Here is an 18,711-nt window from a genome sequence, read left to right on the forward strand (position 1 = left end):
TCCTCCACCGCGTAAAACACGCGCCGCACCGCATCCGCCGTCGGATCTCCGGCGATCTTTTCGACTTGCCGGTCGGAAAGCAGATAGACGTCGAGTTCGGGCCGGATGCGCTTCAAGCCGCGCGCCAGGCGAAGCGCCGACATGTCTGGTCCCTCGGTTTCTCCCAGCGGATCAAGCACCGATCGAAGCACAGGCGCGTCGTGCCGTGAGCGGTAAGGAAAACCTTCAGCGAGCACGATAGCGATAATATCGGGGTTCAGGGCGGCCGCGCAGAACGCATCCTCGAAGGACCCGACCAGCACCGGCTCGTAAATGAAACCGTCCTCTGGCCGGCGCAGCCTCCTAATCTCTGCGGCGAATGCCTCCCAACGCGTGGCCGGCTGACTGTTGACGAACAGAACTTCGAAATAGGGCCGGCGCCCGCGAGCCTCTCCGGTTCCCGGCGGCATGATATCGGTCACTTCGGCTCCTGACATTTCGTCATGCACGTCCCATTCACTTTGGCGGCCGCGATAGGAATGGCTGAGCAGCCCATTGGAGATGCGTCGTGCAAGCCTTGCCGCTCCACCGGCATCGTCGGTGGCAATACGCTCTGCCAGAACCGAAAGCAGCCGTCTGCCCGGATAGGCGTAGTATTCCTCCGCCGGTGCCACAGCAGAAATCGCCGCTTCCAGGGCAGCCCGCGCGCCGCGATTGGCGGCCCAGGCGTCTGCCAGCGTCGTGATCTCACGCCAATTGTCGGCGCGTGCCGAATGGATGAGCAGAAACTGATCTACTTGTGCGGTCTTGTTCGGCATAGCGCGCTCCCAACTCGGCTCGTATGGGCTACCCGCGGCCACCGATCTGCGGTTTTCGTCAGTGGTCTCGGCTATTATTATCGACGCAATAAATGGGACGAAGCAGTCTCAAGAAAGGGTCTCTGATCCCGCTGGCCAGGGCTTCGAAAGACGAACCATCCCGGTCCGATAAGAAGCCGCCTACTGGAAAAGATGCGAGATACATGCCTGTAGTCGAAGGGACGCGGCACCTCCGCATCCCCATTTAACCCGGAGATGCGCTAGGTCATCATCATCACGAGCACCATGCCCCAGATCGTCAACAGGGTGTTGCCGACGGCATAGGTCACAGTATAGCCGAGGCCTGGTATCTGGCTCTTGGCGCGATCGTTGATCATCCCGAGCGAGGCAGTCGTGGTGCGCGCGCCGGAACAGCATCCCAACAGAATAGCAGGGTGGAACCGGAACACATATTTTCCGACATACATTGCCAGCACGAGCGGGACGGTCGTTGCGAATATGCCCCAAAGGAACAGGCTGAAGCCAAGCTGCTGCAAGCCAGCTACAAATCCTGGACCCGAGGAAATACCGACCACCGCGATGAAAACGTTGAGACCGACGGAGTTCATGAACCAGACCGTCGATGTCGGTATTCGTCCGAATTTCGGCCGCACGGAGCGGAGCCAGCCGAAGAAAAGCCCGGATATCAATGCGCCTCCAGACGTGGACAGGGTAAACGGCACATCGCCGACCTTGTAGACGAGCGCACCGAGCAAGCCACCGATGGCAATTGCGGCGCCGATGAAGGCGACATCGGCAATGTCACTCGGCCGGTCGGCCACACCCAGTGCTTTGGCGGCAGCCGCGGTGTCCTGCGTTCGCCCGACGATCGTCAGGATATCGCCGCGGTGGACTTGCGTGTTCGGAAGGATCGGAATTTCCGTCGCCGTAGCGCCACGGGCGATCCGGCGCAGGAACACGCCACGGGACGTTGGCCATTGTGCCAGTTCCGCCAGCGTCTTGCCGTTCGCCTCCTTGGTTGTGACAAGAACATCGACCCCTTCGACCGGCACGGCCAGCAACTCGCGGTCGTCGACTTCCTCTGCCGTTTGACCGATCACGCTTACCAGCACTTCGCGCCGCCCGGCCACGGCAACGACGTCGCCTGCCTGGATCACCGTGTCTGCCGTAGCATCCTCGATCTTTCCCCCGCGACGAATACGTTCAATGAAAATCCGCTGCTCAGGGATCATCGATTCGGCTTCACGTGCCGTCTTGCCGACGACCGGCCCGCCCTCGCGGACCCGATAGGCGCGCAACTCGTAGTGGTGCCAAGCGGTTCCAGCGCCCCCCGCTTCCTTCTTGCCACCCTGCTCGGCCTCGTAGCGTTTGCATTCCGCCTCCAGGTCGATACCCATGAGCGCAGGACCGATCAACGCCAGCACGATGGCCGATCCGATCGTTCCGAAAATATAGGTGACGGCATAGGCGACCGGCATGGCGTCCAGAAGACGTTTGGTTTCTTCCGGCGCCAAACCAAGGCGATTGATGGCATCCGTTCCCAATCCCATCGACGCCGAGATGGTCTGCGAGCCTGCATAGAGCCCCAGCGCGGAACCCACATCATAACCGGCTATCTTGGCAGCGATATATGGCGCTCCCAGGCAAAAGACACACACAACCGCCGCGAACAACGCTTGCGGGAGGCCATCCTTCGCGATGCCCCGAACGAATTGCGGCCCGACGCCGTAGCCGATCGCAAACAGGAACATCAGAAAGAACGTGGCCTTGAGCGGCGGCGAAATGGTGATCCCGAGTTGACCGATGATGACGGCAGCGATCAGCGTCGCAGTCACCGCACCGAGGCCAAGGCCTTTGTAGGTGAATGAACCGAAGTAGTATCCCAGCGCCAATGAGAGAAAGATTGCAATTTCAGGATATGTGCGAAGCGTGCTTACGAACCAGTCGATCATAATAACATCCCCAAAACGTGGTAATCGGGACAAAATCAGACTAAGCGCTCATCGCTATTTACGCGAGAATACACCCATGCCCACCCGTTACAAGACATTATTTGTTTATAGTAATACTAGTATGAAAAACGCCGCGGTAACCGCCAGAACGAAGGACATCTTACGCTCTTTGTGCCCGTTCATGCATTCCTGGAGGAAAATGTTAGATGGCCTTTATCCGGGGGCGGCCCTGTCGCTCTATTAGCAGTCTGCGACTCTGCGGAAGAAACCAGAGGCGATCGAAACCTTAAATGCTCCGGTTAGAAGCCGCAGGTCGGTCCAACGGTCGCCTGCGCGTCCCCGAGATCTGGCTGCGAAGGCTTCCTGTCTTTGAACCTTTGGACTGTCCGATCAATCGCGTTCCGGGGTGGTTTCGTCCATCCGTATCTGGCGCAACATGCTGCGCCCAGCAATAAGCATCTCGACAAGGAATGCGACAAGCGATCCGATAAGCGACAGGATCGCACCGCCGAAGAACCAGAAGAGATTTTCTTCACGAAACCCGAACTGAAGCGCACCGGCGAGTAGATTGAGGATTGCCCATCCAGTGCAGATCGCGGCAAACGTCCCGAGTGCGACAGCTATTTCCAGGGCAAGCGTACGGCGGCGCAGATAGTCCAACTGCGTGCGTCGCCCGCCCCCTCGCTCACCTTTTTCCTGTATCGCATTGAGCCGATCGGAAACCCTGCCAAGACGCATCTCGTAGACACCGACGAAACCTGCCGTACCAGCGAGGAGAAATACCGGCGCCAGAGCAGTTTGGACAATAGAGGCAAGATCCGTGACGATTGCTGGTGTTTGCATGTGTGCTCTCAACAACTTTCGCGCAATAGAACATTAGCAATCTGTAGCGGCCTCCCCAAAAGGCAAATCACTATAAGCGGGCTCGGGGGGGCGGTCACTTACGATTGAAGGCCAAAATGGCCGCAGCCACTCCAGGGCAAATTCACCCTTGCGTGTGCTCGTGAAAAGAACAGGAAGCACGACCTTTGTTACGTCAAAAGAAGCGAAGAAGGCCAAAGGCAAGCACGGCCTGCCAGAACATTTGACAGAAAATCTTGCACCAGCTGAGAAGCTCGTTGCCAGCGCCGGCGGCGCCCTGAAGAGGAACGACGTCAACACGAACTACGCGGCCTGGCCGTGAGCCACCTGCACATTTGGGTACGTGCGCCAATAGGGACCGCGTCTTGGTCCTTTAAGTCAGCAGTTCACCCATGGAGAGCCTGCGAAACGCGAGGCAGACATTGGCGACAAGCGCCTCCTTTTTGGGGCCACGGTCTGGGTAGCGGGTCATGTTGTCGCCATTGTGCATGAAGACGTAGCCGCCGCGCGCCGTCGTCGTCGGGTACTGCCAGATCCAGTCCACAGGCTACAGGTCGCCCTTACTGGAAGAGCTCGGCATATCTGCTCGCAGGCGCATTGCTTTCAGTTTCAAGGATCGCAGCGACCTGGTCGTCTTTCAGTTCGGCGCCGTAAATGAGCTTGTAGTTGTCGAGGATCTGCTTCTTGAAGGTGGGAGCAAAATCGGCCCCATGGGCGACCGCCGCCAGCCATTCCGATGTCAGGAAGATTTCCGGCGCATCGGGGGTGCGGGCAAAGATCGGCTGCTTGTATACGCGCTTCTCCTTCACGGCCTTCAGGCTGGCAAGGACCGGGTTGTTGAAGAAATCCTTGGGGTTGAGGTCGGTCGCATAGGCGGGAATGATGATGATGTCCGGGTTCCAGACGAGCAACTGTTCAAAATCGACGGTTCGCCACCATTCACCGGTTCTATCCGCCGCCGGGTTGGTGACGCCGCTGAGGGAAAGATCCTGCGAGCCATTGGCGATGACCTGGATCTGGTCGGCGACCTTGTCGATGTGAAGCACAGACGGAAGCGCCGACTTGTCGAGCTTGGCAACCTTTTCATTGAGGGCCTTCAACGTTTCGGACTGTGCTTCAGGATTGCCTGGGCGCGGTCGTTGCGGCCGGTCATGTAGCCACTGAGCGTGACATAGTCGAGCCGGTCCTGCTCGGAGCAGCATTGCCAGCCGACGACAGTGAGCCCCACCCGCTCCAGCGGTTCGATAAGCTTCTCGTCATGGGTCCACTGGATCACCACGTCGGGTTTTTCCGCAAGGATCGCCTCGACATTCGGTACGAAGCCATCCTGGGCGGCACTGGCATTGATTTTGGCCATTTCCGGGAGCATCTCGGCATAGATGCCGCTGGTAAAGTACCTCACCAGCGAATCCTTGTTCATGCCGACGATGCGATCGGCCTTTTCGTCCACGGCACGATAGATGATCGGCGCCGAGCGAACTGTCGTCACGACGCGTTCCGGCGGTTTTGCAAACATGACCTTCTTGCCGCGGTGGTCGAGGAAGGCCGTTTCGGTCGACGCCGCGGCCGGCAGAAACGCCGATAGGGACAGTACCAGTGCAGTGAATGTCTTGAGGCGGCTTGACATGTACGCTCCATCGCAAGGTCGGTAGGTTCGGACCAAGTTCTGCCAGTCAAGTTATCGCGCCGTGTCCAGCGCTCCGTAAATTTTTAGGGAGATTCGCCAGAAGATGCTGCTGCACCGGACGAATAGCGCGGTCTGCCTCCAGGCACCAAGGCAGTTTAGTAAACCGCATCGGTCGCGCGAAGATGCCGAGCCAGTCTACGGTTGGCGGCGGTTGACGATTTCCGGAGGTCTTCCCCGTCAATAATTGACGGTTCCCTCCTCACCGCGGCTGCAACGCGCTCGTGCGGAATGTAACCGTTACGTTCTTCAGTAGTACGATATATTCGACATAATGCTGACGAAGAGCGAACCTGGGGAAATACTGTGTGGTTTAAGCGGCTCTTGAAATGGGCCAATCGAGAATGTGACGAGAGGAGTCAAACATGAGCAAGCGGCAGCCCAAACAAAGCGGCTGGCAAACTACGCGGGACCTGAAGTGTTGAGGAATCCAGGTTGGAACAAGCAAAGGAGTGGCTGGAGTCGCTGGGCTCTGGTTGTTCTGACTGTTCCGCCGGCGATTCTGCTAGCCGTGGCAGCCGCATGGGCCTCGCTTGCATTATGGTATCGTCTTCCCGTTTCCGAATTCACAAGAGGTTTTATCGCCGGACTCTTTGCACTTGTCGGGCTTTTGACGGTCGCCGCGCTGTTTGGCCGCTGGCGTCTCAAAGCTCTCCTGGTATTTGCAGTTGCGTTCGCAGTTGTCTTGATTTGGTGGAGGACGATCAAACCCGTCGAAGACGGTTCGTGGGCACCTGATGTTGCACGACAGGTTACAGGCGAATTTCACGGCGACCTGCTGACACTAACCAATGTTCGCAACTTCGAATGGCACAGCAGCACGGAATTCGTCGAACGGTGGACCACGCGGACCTACGATATGAGGAAGCTCCGAACAGTCGACCTGTTCATGTCCTATTGGGCGGGGCCAGAGATTGCCCATGTAATATTCAGCTTTGGATTTGAAGGCGGCGAGCAGCTCCCGTGGTCGGTCGAAGTCCGTCGGCGGGTTGGCGGCGCGTTCTCGCCGCTCGCAGATTTGTTCAAGAGCAATCCTTTGGTGATCATCGCAGCCGACGAACGGGACGTGGTGGGCGTCCGGTCAAATTTCCGCAGCGAGGATGTTCAAATCTATCGCCTGAAGGCGTCACCTGACCAGGCGCGTGCGCTTCTGCGCGAGTATGTTACAGACGCCAACGCTCTTGCCACAACGCCGCTCTTCTACAACTCGCTTACGACCAACTGCACGACGACGGTTGTCAAGATGATGCGCGTTGTAGGAGACTCGATCCCGTTCGACTGGCGTCTCATCGTCAACGGGTATCTTCCCGACTACGCTTATGATCGGGGGGCGGTCGATACGTCAGTGTCGCTCGCAGAACTCAGAAATGCCAGTCATATCGGCCAACGTGCTCGGGACGACGGGTTGTCGCCAAATTTCTCAAAGGCAATAAGACTCGGCGTGCCTTCGCCAGTGCCGCAGGGCTCGCCTTGAAGACGGCGAACGGTCATCAGGGAGCTCATCAGCAATCCGCAACAGCCTGTTTCATTCTTCGCTACGTGCGCATGTCAGTCTTCTGATGGAGTTTCTTCCCCGAGCCAACTGGGCGTGAGCCTTGCCCCGCCTTCCCCGGCGGGGTTTTCTTTTGGACGATTTTGCGGGGCGCGCCAGCCTGGAACATATGGTGTTCCCTACGCCCCAACAAACTCCATGACCTCAAAAGCAAAAGCGCCCGCAGGAGATGCAGGCGCTTGGCAATTCTTCAGTCTTTAAGATCGCCTTAGCGGGCGAAGGCCGTACGTGCGACGCGGTCGATGTCGGCGCGTTCGATGCCGAGGTCGCGAAGTTCGCGGTTCGACATGCGGCCCAGCTCGGTGACCGTCTGACGGTACTTGCGCCAGTTGTTGATGGAGCGTGCTATGTTCATTTGATCCCCCTTTCAATGGGCTTTCGAAGCCTGGCTGCCAGTCCGTGGCGCCTCGTTTCGCTTCGATGAACACCTTATAGCTCAGGCTTTCCCTAAGTTGCAGCGCTCAAAACTCAGCGCTCCCATGTGGGAAATGCATAGGCGGTCGCCAGCCGACGGTTCAGCTGCGATGGCCATGAACCATCATGAGAGCTGTGCGTTACATGTCAGATCGTGAGGTAAAGAACATGGCGCGAACTTTTAGAAGCCAAAGCCACCGGGCGAACCTACTCCATCTTGCACTCGCGGTGCTCGCAATGCTGTTCATCGCAGCGATAGTGGCACTGCTTTAGGCTCGTGCAGGACGCCATTTGCCGCCACGGATCGGCGCCACACATTGGCCCGGCATGTGTCGCTGAGGCCGATTACGACAATACCAGTTTAAAACCTATGAAAAATTTTGCATAAGGGGTCATCCGGAAAGGTGATCCCCATGAACGATCAGACAACGCTCGAGTTTCTTGCCAGCCAAATGTCGGGCGACAGCGGCGAGCCGCTCTATCGCCGCCTTGAAGAGGCGATCAAACAGGCCATCAGCGCCTCGACACTCCGCCGCGGTTCGGTCATCCCCAGCGAGCGGGACTTGAGCGAGGGCCTTTCGATTTCGCGCGTGACGGTGCGCAAGGCGATCGAAGGGCTCGTCGCTGATGGCCTGCTTGACCGCCGCCAGGGGGCAAAGACCGTTGTTTCATCACGTGTCGAGAAATCCCTGGCCACGATGACGAGCTTCTCCGAAGATATGCGCTCGCGCGGGCTGGAACCCGGTTGCACCTGGATCTCACGTGAAATCAGCCGCCCGTCACCCGCTGAAATGATGGCGCTTGGCATTCCGGCGGGAGAAAAAATCGTACGCCTTAGACGATTGAGGACGGCCAACGACACGCCGATCGCGATCGAAACGGCATCGCTTCCCGCCCGCTTTGTGCCGGATCCGGACGCCATCGGCGCGTCCTTGTACGAATATCTCGCAGCCCACGGCGCTTTGCCTGTCCGGGCACTGCAGCGCATGCAGGCAAAGCCTGCAAGCGATGAAGAGCGACGCCTGCTCGCAACGCCCGAAGACACGAGCCTGCTCGTCATGGAGCGGCGCTGTTTCCTGGCCGATGGGCAAATTGTCGAATTCACCCAGACCAAGTACCGGGGTGACGTCTACGACTTCGTTATCGAGCTGATGAGGTAATACCAGTATAATTCCTGTTGCAATCTGGTCTTACACTGTTACCGTGAGGCCTCCATTGGGAGAGCCTGCGTGACCTTCGACATCCATAGCCTCAAGCACGGTCTGATCGTTTCTTGCCAACCGGTGAAAGGCGGCGTCATGGACAATGCCGCCATGGTTGTCGGTTTCGCCTTGGCCGCGCTCGACGGCGGCGCAACCGCCCTTCGCATCGAATCTGCAGACTATGTTCGCGCCGTGCGCCAGGCGACCGATCGGCCAATTATCGGCCTCGTCAAACGCGACCTGGAGACATCGCCGATCCGCATCACCCCCTTTGTCAAGGACGTCGATGCTCTGGCGGCAGCCGGCGCCGATATCATCGCCTATGATGCCACTGCTCGCGAACGGCCGGTTGCGACCAGGACGCTGATCGAGCGCATTCACGCCGGCGGCAAGATCGCCATGGCGGATTGCTCTGTTTTCGCCGACGCCGAGCGCGCGCTTGCCGAAGGTGCCGAGATCGTCGGCTCAACCCTTGCTGGCTACACCGGACCGGTCGAGCCGACGGAGCCGGACTTCGCGCTCATCGCCGCCATGCGCGGCCTCACCCCTCACGTGGTTGCCGAAGGCTGTGTGCGCACGCCCGAACAGGCCGCTCAGGCGCTGCAGGCGGGGGCCTTCACTGTCGTCGTCGGTTCCGCGATCACGCGTCCCGAACATGTGACGGCGTGGTTCCGGCAGGCGCTCGATCAAACGCTTGCCGGAAGCGAGGCTTGATCATGACTGAGCCCCGGACCGTTCTTTCGATCGATGTCGGCGGCACGAAGATGCTGGCTGCCCTTATCCGGGGAACAGAGATCGTCGACACGCACCGGATGCCGACGCCCCGCCAAGGCGACCCGACCCAGTGGCTCGCCGCACTCTTCGGTGCGATCGCGTCCTGGCGCGGTGCGTACGGCTCGGTCGGCGCCGCGGTCACTGGCATTGTCGATAACGGCCAATGGTCAGCGCTCAACCGCAACACACTCGCCATACCTGATCGGTTTCCGCTGACAGCGACGATCGAACGACTGGCTGACGTGCCGGTACTGGCTGCAAACGACGCCCATGCGGCCGCCTGGGGTGAATACGCCTTTGGCGCAGGCAACCGCGAAGACATGGTCTTCCTGACGATCTCCACCGGCATCGGCGGCGGCATCGTCCTGAACGGGCGTCTGCTCGAGGGCCTCGCCGGACACTTCGGCCAATCGCGTAGTGCCGAATGGGCTGATGATGTGCTCGAAGATCGCGTGTCCGGCCACTGGATCGCCAGGGAGGCATCCCCCCACCAATCCGGCGCCACCGCGCGCGACGTCTTTGCCGCGGCCCGAAATGCCGATGACTGGGCCAGGCGCATCATCGAAACATCCGCGGGGCGAACCGCGCTGCTCTGCCGCAACATCCAGCTCACGTTGGACCCGAAACGCATCGTCATCGGCGGCAGCATCGGCCTGGCCGAAGGCTATCTCGCCGCCGTCGAACGCGCACTGGAACCGGTGCCGCCACGCCTTCGACCATCGCTACACGCCGCCGCCCTTGGGGAGAATGCAGGGGTGATCGGCGTTGCTAATCTTGCAGAGTGTCAACAAAACTTGAGGGAGAACCAAAAATGACATTTGCGACAACGAAAAGACGTGCGCTGCTCGCCGCAGCGGGTATTGCGAGCCTGCTGGCGGCCACGCCGGCCCTTGCGGAAGTAACGGTGCTCGGCTGGCCGGGCGGCCCGGAAGAAACGGCACTGCGGGCTGCCGCCGACGCCTACAACGCCAAGTCAGACGTTGCCGAGAACGACAAGGTCGAACTTCTGTTCTTCAACCGAGACGGCTTCTGGGACAAGCTGCAGGCCGATCTCGCCGCTGGCTCGAAGGCCTTCGACCTCAACCTGCTCGCTACCTATTCGATCGGCCGTTACGCGCCGTTCATGGAGCCGGTCGAACTTTCGGGCGAAGCCAAGGCGGTCTATGGCGATTCCGTACTGTCGACCATGCAGTACCAGGGCAAGCAATATGGCGTGCCAACCGATCTCTCGCTTCACTTCATGTATTTCCGCAAGGACCTGATCGAGGCCCTGCTGAAAGATGACGCCGGCAAGGCGAAATATGCCGAGATCTCGGAGAAGTATCTCGGCAAGAAGCTGGAGCCCAAGATCCCGGACGAGTGGACCTGGGACGATTACGCCGCCACCGCGCTCTACTTCACTCAGGCGGTCAACCCGGACAGCCCGACCCGCTACGGCACGGTGCTGCAGCTCAAGAACCTTCTCTTCAACATCATGGTCTGGCAGTCGGTACCACGCGCCTATGGTGCGAACTGGATGGACGACAGCGGCAAGATCACCGTGAACTCCAATGCCTATCGAAAGGGCCTCGAGATCTACAAGCTGCTCTACGACAATGGCGCATCACCGAAGGACTCACTGTCTTACGAATTTGCCGAGGCGAATGCGGCCTTTGCGTCTGGCCAAGTGGCCGCAATGCTGCAATGGAATGCGGCAGCCGGCGACCTGACGAGCAAGGAGAAATCCCCTGCTGTGGCAGACGTGACCGAAACGGTCGCACCACCTGCAGGTCCTCAAGGGCGCTTCACCCATATCCACGGCCTCGGTTTCGGCCTCAACAAGAATGCCGAAAACAAGGAGGGTGCGGCCAAGTTCGTGAAGTGGCTGTCTTCCAAGGAAGCCGCGCTGATCTACGCCAAAAACAACGGCGCACCAGCCCTGACGCCGGAAGTGGTCGTCGAGGTCGCCGATTCCCGGCCTGATCTCGTCAAGCTCGGCGAATTCGCCGGCAAGTACGGTTACGTCATGAACGGTGCTACGTCAGCCAAGGCGCTGTCGGTCTACGAACTGCAGGCCAAGGAGTTCACCGGCTACTGGTCCGGCCAGCAATCGATCGAGGATGCGCTCGCTAGCACCGAAAAGGGCATGGCAGACCTGCTGAAGTAAGTGAAAGGGTTGCGGCGTCCACCAGGAGGCCGCAGCCCTCAACGACAAGCGGGTACCGGGGAATCTTTCTCCACCCCACTTGCCAGTGCTCCACACGGGATCCAGGTGCGCCGCGTCCGCGGTGCCAAAGAGCCATCCAGCTCAAGGATTTGGGCTGGCTAGATCTCCTGTAACAGGCACTGGGAAGTGGACCGAGGAAACACCTTGCGTCCCCTTGCCCGACCGACAACAGACACAGATCGGTGCCATGACCATAGCCAGACCGCAATCCAATGCCCCTGAGTTCCGGCTGCTCGCCACGCCGCTCGTCCTCTTCCTGCTCGTTTTCCTGGGCTTCCCGGCCCTCGTCAACCTGATCTATTCGGTCTCCGAGGTCTCCTTCGAGACGCTACGCCAGCCGACGTTTACCGGGCTCAAGAACTTTGTCTCGGTCTGGAGCGATGCGGCTTTCTGGCAGGCGAGCTGGTTCTCGCTGCGCTTCGGCCTCTTGACCGCTATTCTCGAATGCCTGCTCGGGCTGTCGCTGGCGATCTTCCTGTCGCCGCTCATCGAAAAACGGAGCTGGCTGATGGCGATCCTGATGCTGCCGCTCATGGTCGCGCCGGCACTGGTCGGCCTGATGTACCGCCTTGTCCTGCACGAATTCGTCGGGCCGGTACCTTATTATCTCTGGACCTATTTCGGCGCCAGCATCTCGTTCCTTGGGCCCGGCTCCGCCTTCTGGACCCTGGTCGTCGTTGAGACGTTGCAGTGGACACCATTCACGCTGCTGCTTTTCTACATGGCCTATCAGGCGATCCCTTCCGAGATTGCCGAAGCATCCGCAATGGACGGGGCGCGAAGCCTGCAGCGCCTGTGGTTCATCGAACTGCCGATGATGGGCCCTACGATCGCGGCCGCGTTGCTTATCCGCTTCATCGACGGCTTCCGGGTCTTTGACAACGTCTATGTGTTGACCGGGAGCGGTCCCGGCGGATCGACGGCATCGCTGTCGATCTACATCTATGAGGCCTTCTTCAAGCAGGGCGCCATCGGCAAGGCGGTTGCCGCCTCAGTCGTCCTGTTCGTCGCCTCCTTCGCCGTGCTTTATGGCCTCAATGCTCTCGCCAGCCGGCGGAAAGGAGCCAAGCGATGATGTCAGCACTCCGTTGGTTCGTTTTCGCTGTTGCCGCCATCGGCTTGAACTTTCCGGTGCTGGTGACGCTTTCCACCTCGTTCAAGAGTGCGCGCGAGCTTTCCGGCAACCCCGGTCTCTGGGTCCAGGCCCCGACATTTGAGAACTACCGCGCCGTGTTCGAGGTCTCCGATCGGCTGAACATCTTCCTCTATCTGTTCAACAGCCTTGCTGTGGCGCTGATGGGAACGGTACTTGCCGTGGCGCTGGCGCTCCCCGCAGCCTACGCGATTGCCCGCGGCAAGATTGGCGAACGCACACTCCTGCCCTTTATTGTCAACCTGCGCGCCGTGCCGCTGATCATCTTCGCGATCCCGCTCTACATGATGTTCCAGTGGCTTGCGCTGCTTGATACGCGCCTGGGGCTGGGGCTGATCCTGACGATCGTCAACCTGCCGCTTGCGCTCGTCATCCTCGTCAACGCCATCCGTGACCTGCCCGCGGAACTCGACGAGGCTGCCCTCATGGATGGTGCAAACCGCACGCAGATCCTCATCAAGGTCGTGATGCCGCTCTGCCGGCCGGCGATCGTCACCAGCCTGATCTTCGGCTTCATCACCGCGTGGAACGAATTCCTCTTCGGCCTGATGCTGACGACCTCCAAGGCAGTTCCGGTCACGGTCGGCGCATCCTTCTTTTTTGCCGCAAGCGGCGGCGGTGTGCAGTGGGGCGTAGCATCGGCAGTGATGGTCGTCGGCGCTTTGCCGCCAATGCTGCTCGGCCTCGTGATGTACCGCCAGATCAGTGGATCGATGACCGCCGGCGCGGTCAAGGGTTGATATTCCAGGAGACACGCATGGGAACGATTTCGCTCAGGAAAGCCGGAAAGCGCTACGGCGCAGTTGAGATCATCCGGGAGCTCGACCTTGAGATCGCCGACGGTGAATTCGTCGTCATCGTCGGGCCCTCCGGCTGCGGCAAGTCAACGCTGTTGCGCATGATCGCGGGTCTCGAGGCAACGACCGACGGCCAGATTTTGATCAATGGGCGGGATGCGACGTCCGCTTCGCCGGTCGATCGTCAGCTCGCCATGGTCTTCCAGTCCTATGCGCTCTATCCGCACATGACGGTGCGGCAGAACATGGGCTTCGGCCTGAGGCTCGCCAAGGTGCCGTCGGAGACCGCAAGGGCCAAGATCGAGGCAGCGGCGGAAACGCTGAAGCTCACGCCCCTTCTGGACCGCTATCCGAAGGAGCTCTCGGGCGGCCAGCGCCAGCGAGTCGCAATCGGGCGGGCAATTGTGCGCGAGCCGGTCGGCTTTCTCTTTGACGAGCCGCTTTCAAACCTCGATGCGGCGCTGCGCGTCGATATGCGACTTGAGATCGCCAAGCTGCATCGCACGCTTGGCGCCACCATGATCTATGTGACCCATGACCAGGTGGAGGCGATGACGCTGGCCGACCGGATCGTCGTGATGAAGGACGGGCGGATCATGCAGCAGGGTAGCCCGAGAGACCTCTACGAAAAGCCGGCGAACCTTTTCGTCGCGCAGTTCATCGGCAGCCCAAAGATGAACCTCCTGCCATGCCGGCGCGACCAGGGCGGCCGCCTCGACCTGAGCGGCGAAGGCGATCTAGCGCTTCCCATGCCAGGGACGGTCGAACCCGAGAAACTGGGCGCAAGGCCCGAGCACTTGGCGCTGGTTGCTCCGGAAACTGGGCATTGCCGCGGCGTCATCGAGGCGAGCGAGTATCTCGGCGGCAATATGAGCGTCTTCGTTCGCGCCGGCCGGCTCGGCCTGATCAATGTCAGCGCACCGGCCGACACACCTTTTCGCGTTGGCGAAGCCGTCGGGATCCGGATCGACGAGAGCCGGTCCTCGCTGTTCGATGGTACGGGCGCAGCAATTGGTGCCTGACACTGGGGGATCCCTCGAAGGCCTTTGAGCTAGGCAGGCGCTCAAGCGATCGGCAGCGTTCAGATGGCAAAAATCGGTTCATTGGCCGATTTCACATCAAACGCTGCGGACCCTGGCAGACGAAAGAAAAGCCTTCGATTGACCCAACAGCAAGCATGCACATTGGGGAACAGTTGAAATTTGTCGGTCGGACAGCCGACAGTGCGATTTCACATAGATACCCAGCAATCATGAGCGATAATGGTACCGAATGCCGACGAGCAACAGGGTCGTCCTGGCCGGGATGGCCCAGCGAAGTGCTCGTCGCTGTAGCGCTGAATGAAAGCCGATGAAATGTCGCGAAAGTATCTAGCACTCCAGGCCGACGGCGCCGTTGGAAAGATGGAGTTGAACCAAGAGATCGCGGCCGCGCTCGAAAGGTTGCCGGATGATCCTTCGCTCTACTTCGATCTTGGAGAAGCACATCTGCTTATTCCGCTCGAGCAGCTTGTTAACGCGCGAATGCGCGAACGAGGCATCATCAGCGCGAACCGCTATATGCTTGCGTCGGCGCGCGGCAAACAGGAGAAGCGAAAACCCCTCACTGTACACGCCCTTGGCAACGGGCTGTGGCTCGTGGTGGACGGGAATTCAACGCTGCTCAATGCTCGTCATTCCAATTGGCGGGCTGTACCTTGCACCACGGTTGACAAACCGACGTGGGATCCGAGCTCAGCCTGACGATCACAAGTGCAGACGTAGATCCGGGTCGCGGGGTTTGCGCCTACGGAGCCAGCGCAGGTGCCTGGTGCGCCACCCCATCCTGAATAGCGCGCTCTTCCGCTGGCAGCGCCAGCAGATGAATGAACATTGGACACTCCAATCCTGTCAGCATGCCGGGCAAAGTGGCCGTGTGGCCGAGGCGAGCGGGGTTTGCATGGCACCCCCGCTTCATTCAAAAACGCCCTCGGCGATCACCCCCTACGACTGTGAGAGAGCCCCGTAACCCGGCCGTTTATAGAGCGTGCTTTCGTTCGCCACGATTTCCGGGTCGTAGACACTCGCATCCCACTCCGCCGGATCCACTTCCAAGATGGAAACGGAAAGCGAAGCGTCGCTTGAGCCTAGGATGGTTTTCGCAGCTTCGACCACTTTCGCGGCGAATTCCTGTTTCTGCTCCTCGGTGCGGCCAGGGAACATCTTTACGACTATGTGCGGCATTTCCATTCCATTCGTTGATACCAAGTGCCATGACGGGAAGACGACAGGGCCCAAGGGCAAGCCGCAAATCCTGCCGACCTCGACGAGTCCACAAGGTGATTGCGGACGATCAATGCCAACTCATTGCCATTGCTTGCGTCTGCACTGACCCTATCATCCCGATACCAGGTGCTTTCGCGAACATCAAAGCTTGATGACGGTCTTCTTTGCAAGCAACCCCTGCGGAGCAAAGAGCAGAACCCCGATGACGAGCAGGATGGTGAAGGCGTCGCGGTAGCTGAGCAGACTTTCCGGCAGATAGGCTTGCAAGAACACTTCGATGAAGCCGAGCAGAAAGCCGCCGGCGACAGCGCCGGAGAGGCTGCCGAGCCCACCGATAATTGCGGCGATAAAGGCTTTGAGCACTGGCAGGAAGCCCATCAACGGATCGACACTGCCGCGCTGGGCCACCCAGAGGATGCCGGCGACGCCGGCAAGCAGGCCGGAGATCGCAAAGGCGGTAGCGACCACCGCATTGGCGCGGATACCCATCAGCCGAACGATAGCGAAATCTTCGGATGCAGCACGCATGGCACGACCGAGCACGGTCGTGCGAAGGAAGAGGTTCAGGCCGACCAGCATGATGATCGTGACGAGGATCGAGGTTCCCTGAATGAGGCCCAGATGCAGGCCGCCGATCTCGATCGTGCCGGAAAAGCTCTCGGGCATCGGCACCGGCTTCGGACGGGCGGAAATGAAATTCTGGAAGATCACGCGCAGGATCGCGCTGACGGCAAAGCTCGTTAGAAGCAGCGTCGTGCCACTGGCGCCGCGCACCGGCCGAAAGGCGATGCGCTCCATCAGCATGGCGAGCACGATGGCGATCAAAAGAGCCGCACAGACAGCGAGCGGAAACGGCAGGCCCAGCAACAGGGCAAAGCAGAGGCCGTAGCCGGCAGCCGTCATCAGTTCGCCATGGGCGAAATTGATGAGCCCCATGATCGAGAAGACGACCGCAAGGCCAAGCGCCAGAAGCGCATAAGTGCCGCCGAGGCTGAGCGCATTGACGAGTTGCTGCAGGAACATGTCCATGAATTGACCCTCCACGCGCTCGGCTCAGGCGCCGAGATAGGCGCCCTGGATTTCGGTTGAATTGCGCAGTTCGGCGGCCGTGCCCGAAAGCACGACCCGGCCATTGGCCATGACGTAGCCCGCGTCAGCAATCTCGAGCGACAGAGAGACGTTCTGCTCGACCAGGAGGATCGTCAGGCCCTTTTGTCTCAGCCCGGCGATCAGGTCGAAGATCAGATCCACCACCTGCGGCGCCAGGCCGAGCGAGGGCTCGTCGAGCAGCAACAAGTCAGGCGACGACATCATCGAGCGGGCGATCGCGAGCATCTGCTGTTCGCCCCCTGAGAGCGAGCCGGCCTTCTGGGTGAGGCGTTCTTTCAGGATCGGGAATCGCGAGAGCATGTCTTCGCGCACCTCTGATATCGCGCCACGCGCCTTGTGCATGGCGCCGCCGAGCAGCAGGTGTTCGTCGACGGTGAGGCTCGGGAAGATGCGCCGTCCCTCGGGCGTCAAGGTCATTCCGAGCCGGACAATCTGTTCCGGCGCGAGGCCGGAAACATCCCGGCCGTTGAAAGACACACGTCCGGCCTTCTTTCCCGCCAGACCGACAAGCGCGTTCAGCGTCGAGCTCTTGCCAGCGCCGTTGGCGCCGAGCAACGTCACGATCTGCCCTTTGCCGACGGCGAGATCAACACCCTTCAGGGCTTCGACCGCACCATAGGCGACCTTAAGGCCGCTCACTTCCAGAAGCGGCTTCAGAACGGGAATTTCACTCATCATCATCGGGCAAAGTCCTTGCCGTGGATTGCAAAGCGCCGCCGGCGCAGACAGGCACGATCCCCGGGGAAATCCGGGGACCACCACAGGTGATCGATCAGGGGGCTGGAACGTCGGCGGCCGCCGGAACGCCCTGACTGATCAGCTGGCGATTGCCGCTTTCGATCTGCACCAGCGATACCGAGCGCATCGGCATCCCTTGCGTGCCGGCATAGCTGATCGGGCCGGTCACACCCTGGACGTTTTCGAGCGAGGCGATCGCGTTGCGTATGGCAACCGGATCGATACTGTTTGCCTCCGTCACCGCCGCGTCGATCACCTTGCCAAGGTCGTAGCCGTTGGCGATGTAGACCGTATCCGGCACCTGACCGTATTTTTCCTTGTACTTCACATTGAAGTCAGCAAGCGGGCTGCCTTCGCTGGCAAAGCCTGCGGTTGTAAAGACAACCCCGTCGACGGTGGCACCAAGGCCGAAGGTCGTGGGCGAATCGATGCCGTCGCTGCCGAGGATCGGCGTGGCCACCCCTGCACCGCGCAGCTGACGGATGAAGGCTGGGAAATCCGGCTCGTAGGCCGCCGTCATGATGACGTCGGGCGCCGGATTCATCGCCTTGATCTTGGTGACCTCGGCGCCGAAGTCCTGCTGGCCCATGCTGTAGGTGCCCTCACCGAGCAGTTCGCCGCCCTTGGCTTTGAACGCAACGGCGAAATACTCCGGCAGCTTCAGAGTATAGGCGCTATCCGGCGACTTCAGGATGTAGGCCTTCTTGTAACCCTTCTCGAACGCGTAGGTCGCAAGAACAGAGGCCTGGACGTTGTCGGCCGGATAATTGCCAAACATGTAGTCGCCCACCGCAAGCGGCATGGTCGGCGTCGTGGCGCAGAAGGAGAAGGCGGGGATCTGGGCTGCCTGCGTCACCTGGCCGGCAGCAATCGACGGATCGGCATCGCAAGGCGTGATCACGATCTTGACGCCTTCGTCAACCAGTTCCTGCGCCACCAGCGCCGTCTGCGCCGCATCCGAGCGCGTATCCTTGGCGACGAGCTTGATCGGGAATTTGCCGGCAGCACCACCGGCCGCATTGATCTCCTCGACCGCCATTTCCAGACCCTTCAGCGACGGCTGGTCATAGGGTGCAAGACCGCCGGTCTGTGCGGTCGCAAGACCGATAACCAGATCGTCTGCAAATGCGGGTAGCGGCGACAACGCGATACCGCCAAGCATGGTTGTGAGGCACAGGGCCGTGACGTTCTTCTTCATCCGAAAAGC

At 60.1% G+C, this 18,711-nt stretch carries 20 protein-coding genes and 1 pseudogene; 10 read left to right on the top strand and 11 right to left on the bottom strand.

What is annotated here, in order from left to right:
• The 3 genes and pseudogenes from IB262_RS25245 to IB262_RS25255 all read right to left on the bottom strand — a co-directional run.
• Positions 1 to 797: pseudogene (locus IB262_RS25245) on the bottom strand (decarboxylase); the annotation flags it as partial.
• A gap of 260 nt (positions 798 to 1,057) precedes the next feature.
• Positions 1,058 to 2,749, bottom strand: coding sequence for an aspartate-alanine antiporter (aspT, locus tag IB262_RS25250; RefSeq protein WP_034798732.1), 1,692 nt, complete (start codon positions 2,747 to 2,749; stop codon positions 1,058 to 1,060).
• A 390-nt stretch (positions 2,750 to 3,139) separates the two neighbouring features.
• Positions 3,140 to 3,592, bottom strand: a complete 453-nt coding sequence (locus IB262_RS25255) for a DUF2721 domain-containing protein (protein ID WP_034798730.1) — start codon at positions 3,590 to 3,592, stop codon at positions 3,140 to 3,142.
• Positions 3,593 to 3,740: 148 nt separating this feature from the next.
• Here IB262_RS25255 and IB262_RS25260 point away from each other — a divergent pair, with 148 nt between their 5' ends.
• Positions 3,741 to 3,932: a hypothetical protein gene (locus IB262_RS25260; RefSeq protein ID WP_192493950.1), complete on the top strand. Its 192-nt coding sequence runs from the start codon at positions 3,741 to 3,743 to the stop codon at positions 3,930 to 3,932.
• Positions 3,933 to 3,983: 51 nt separating this feature from the next.
• Here IB262_RS25260 and IB262_RS25265 read toward each other — a convergent pair whose 3' ends face one another.
• Genes IB262_RS25265 through IB262_RS36045 form a run of 3 tightly spaced genes read right to left on the bottom strand, consistent with a single transcriptional unit; the run spans position 3,984 to position 5,237 of the window.
• Positions 3,984 to 4,154, bottom strand: a complete 171-nt coding sequence (locus IB262_RS25265; protein WP_192493951.1) for a hypothetical protein — start codon at positions 4,152 to 4,154, stop codon at positions 3,984 to 3,986.
• 16 nt (positions 4,155 to 4,170) lie between these two features.
• Entirely contained in the window at positions 4,171 to 4,710 is a 540-nt protein-coding gene (locus IB262_RS36040) for an ABC transporter substrate-binding protein (protein WP_246802714.1), read from the bottom strand.
• Positions 4,707 to 5,237 carry an ABC transporter substrate-binding protein gene (locus tag IB262_RS36045; RefSeq protein ID WP_234824578.1) on the bottom strand — a complete coding sequence of 177 codons (531 nt, stop codon included), beginning with the start codon at positions 5,235 to 5,237 and terminating at the stop codon, positions 4,707 to 4,709. Before IB262_RS36045 ends, IB262_RS36040 begins: the two co-directional genes overlap by 4 nt.
• Positions 5,238 to 5,766: 529 nt before the next feature.
• On the opposite strand from IB262_RS36045, the gene IB262_RS25275 reads away from it, so the two are divergent.
• Positions 5,767 to 6,768 carry a DUF4105 domain-containing protein gene (locus tag IB262_RS25275; RefSeq protein WP_034798802.1) on the top strand — a complete coding sequence of 334 codons (1,002 nt, stop codon included), beginning with the start codon at positions 5,767 to 5,769 and terminating at the stop codon, positions 6,766 to 6,768.
• A 286-nt stretch (positions 6,769 to 7,054) separates the two neighbouring features.
• On the opposite strand, the gene IB262_RS25280 is transcribed toward IB262_RS25275, so the two are convergent.
• The gene (locus IB262_RS25280) at positions 7,055 to 7,201 is read right to left on the bottom strand and encodes a DUF1127 domain-containing protein (protein WP_064817045.1); all 147 of its coding nucleotides are present in this window, start codon (positions 7,199 to 7,201) and stop codon (positions 7,055 to 7,057) included.
• 472 nt (positions 7,202 to 7,673) lie between these two features.
• Between IB262_RS25280 and IB262_RS25285 the strand changes: the two genes are divergently transcribed.
• The 8 genes from IB262_RS25285 (at position 7,674) to IB262_RS25320 (ending at position 15,134) form a co-directional block, all read left to right on the top strand.
• Complete coding sequence (locus tag IB262_RS25285) at positions 7,674 to 8,420, top strand: GntR family transcriptional regulator (protein ID WP_034798725.1); 747 nt, start codon at positions 7,674 to 7,676, stop codon at positions 8,418 to 8,420.
• 69 nt (positions 8,421 to 8,489) lie between these two features.
• On the top strand, positions 8,490 to 9,176 hold the full coding sequence (locus IB262_RS36050) for a putative N-acetylmannosamine-6-phosphate 2-epimerase (protein ID WP_244546904.1): 687 nt from the start codon (positions 8,490 to 8,492) through the stop codon (positions 9,174 to 9,176).
• A 50-nt stretch (positions 9,177 to 9,226) separates the two neighbouring features.
• Positions 9,227 to 10,051, top strand: a complete 825-nt coding sequence (locus IB262_RS36055; RefSeq protein ID WP_246802715.1) for an ROK family protein — start codon at positions 9,227 to 9,229, stop codon at positions 10,049 to 10,051.
• On the top strand, positions 10,048 to 11,382 hold the full coding sequence (locus IB262_RS25300; RefSeq protein WP_090301586.1) for an extracellular solute-binding protein: 1,335 nt from the start codon (positions 10,048 to 10,050) through the stop codon (positions 11,380 to 11,382). Before IB262_RS36055 ends, IB262_RS25300 begins: the two co-directional genes overlap by 4 nt.
• 247 nt (positions 11,383 to 11,629) lie before the next feature.
• On the top strand, positions 11,630 to 12,517 hold the full coding sequence (locus tag IB262_RS25305) for a sugar ABC transporter permease (RefSeq protein ID WP_060516727.1): 888 nt from the start codon (positions 11,630 to 11,632) through the stop codon (positions 12,515 to 12,517).
• A complete protein-coding gene (locus IB262_RS25310) occupies positions 12,514 to 13,335 on the top strand; it encodes a carbohydrate ABC transporter permease (RefSeq protein WP_060516729.1) in 822 nt (273 codons plus the stop codon). Before IB262_RS25305 ends, IB262_RS25310 begins: the two co-directional genes overlap by 4 nt.
• Positions 13,336 to 13,352: 17 nt before the next feature.
• A complete protein-coding gene (locus IB262_RS25315) occupies positions 13,353 to 14,414 on the top strand; it encodes an ABC transporter ATP-binding protein (RefSeq protein ID WP_090301584.1) in 1,062 nt (353 codons plus the stop codon).
• Positions 14,415 to 14,732: 318 nt separating this feature from the next.
• A complete protein-coding gene (locus tag IB262_RS25320; protein WP_060516733.1) occupies positions 14,733 to 15,134 on the top strand; it encodes a hypothetical protein in 402 nt (133 codons plus the stop codon).
• 240 nt (positions 15,135 to 15,374) lie between these two features.
• Here the strand turns inward: IB262_RS25320 and IB262_RS25325 are convergent, their stop codons facing one another.
• From IB262_RS25325 to IB262_RS25340, 4 genes are all read right to left on the bottom strand, one after another.
• Positions 15,375 to 15,614: a tautomerase family protein gene (locus tag IB262_RS25325; RefSeq protein ID WP_060609394.1), complete on the bottom strand. Its 240-nt coding sequence runs from the start codon at positions 15,612 to 15,614 to the stop codon at positions 15,375 to 15,377.
• A gap of 183 nt (positions 15,615 to 15,797) precedes the next feature.
• Complete coding sequence (locus IB262_RS25330; RefSeq protein ID WP_176960447.1) at positions 15,798 to 16,685, bottom strand: branched-chain amino acid ABC transporter permease; 888 nt, start codon at positions 16,683 to 16,685, stop codon at positions 15,798 to 15,800.
• Positions 16,686 to 16,709: 24 nt separating this feature from the next.
• On the bottom strand, positions 16,710 to 17,444 hold the full coding sequence (locus IB262_RS25335) for an ABC transporter ATP-binding protein (RefSeq protein ID WP_200949873.1): 735 nt from the start codon (positions 17,442 to 17,444) through the stop codon (positions 16,710 to 16,712).
• Positions 17,445 to 17,538: 94 nt separating this feature from the next.
• Positions 17,539 to 18,702: an ABC transporter substrate-binding protein gene (locus IB262_RS25340; protein WP_051659459.1), complete on the bottom strand. Its 1,164-nt coding sequence runs from the start codon at positions 18,700 to 18,702 to the stop codon at positions 17,539 to 17,541.
• Positions 18,703 to 18,711: the final 9 nt, after the last annotated feature.

Origin of the sequence: Ensifer sp. ENS02 (assembly GCF_014851885.1) — a bacterium.
In the GTDB taxonomy this organism is placed as follows: Bacteria; Pseudomonadota; Alphaproteobacteria; order Rhizobiales; family Rhizobiaceae; genus Ensifer; species Ensifer adhaerens.

Coding starts and splice junctions, on each gene's coding strand:
- IB262_RS36045 (WP_234824578.1), bottom strand. CDS start 5,237: ATGTCAAGCCGCCTCAAGACATTCACTGCACTGGTACTGTCCCTATCG.
- IB262_RS25285 (WP_034798725.1), top strand. CDS start 7,674: ATGAACGATCAGACAACGCTCGAGTTTCTTGCCAGCCAAATGTCGGGC.
- IB262_RS25330 (WP_176960447.1), bottom strand. CDS start 16,685: ATGGACATGTTCCTGCAGCAACTCGTCAATGCGCTCAGCCTCGGCGGC.
- IB262_RS25310 (WP_060516729.1), top strand. CDS start 12,514: ATGATGTCAGCACTCCGTTGGTTCGTTTTCGCTGTTGCCGCCATCGGC.
- IB262_RS36055 (WP_246802715.1), top strand. CDS start 9,227: ATGCTGGCTGCCCTTATCCGGGGAACAGAGATCGTCGACACGCACCGG.
- IB262_RS25255 (WP_034798730.1), bottom strand. CDS start 3,592: ATGCAAACACCAGCAATCGTCACGGATCTTGCCTCTATTGTCCAAACT.
- IB262_RS25335 (WP_200949873.1), bottom strand. CDS start 17,444: ATGATGAGTGAAATTCCCGTTCTGAAGCCGCTTCTGGAAGTGAGCGGC.
- aspT (WP_034798732.1), bottom strand. CDS start 2,749: ATGATCGACTGGTTCGTAAGCACGCTTCGCACATATCCTGAAATTGCA.
- IB262_RS25340 (WP_051659459.1), bottom strand. CDS start 18,702: ATGAAGAAGAACGTCACGGCCCTGTGCCTCACAACCATGCTTGGCGGT.
- IB262_RS25305 (WP_060516727.1), top strand. CDS start 11,630: ATGACCATAGCCAGACCGCAATCCAATGCCCCTGAGTTCCGGCTGCTC.
- IB262_RS25280 (WP_064817045.1), bottom strand. CDS start 7,201: ATGAACATAGCACGCTCCATCAACAACTGGCGCAAGTACCGTCAGACG.
- IB262_RS25325 (WP_060609394.1), bottom strand. CDS start 15,614: ATGCCGCACATAGTCGTAAAGATGTTCCCTGGCCGCACCGAGGAGCAG.
- IB262_RS25320 (WP_060516733.1), top strand. CDS start 14,733: ATGAAAGCCGATGAAATGTCGCGAAAGTATCTAGCACTCCAGGCCGAC.
- IB262_RS25315 (WP_090301584.1), top strand. CDS start 13,353: ATGGGAACGATTTCGCTCAGGAAAGCCGGAAAGCGCTACGGCGCAGTT.
- IB262_RS25300 (WP_090301586.1), top strand. CDS start 10,048: ATGACATTTGCGACAACGAAAAGACGTGCGCTGCTCGCCGCAGCGGGT.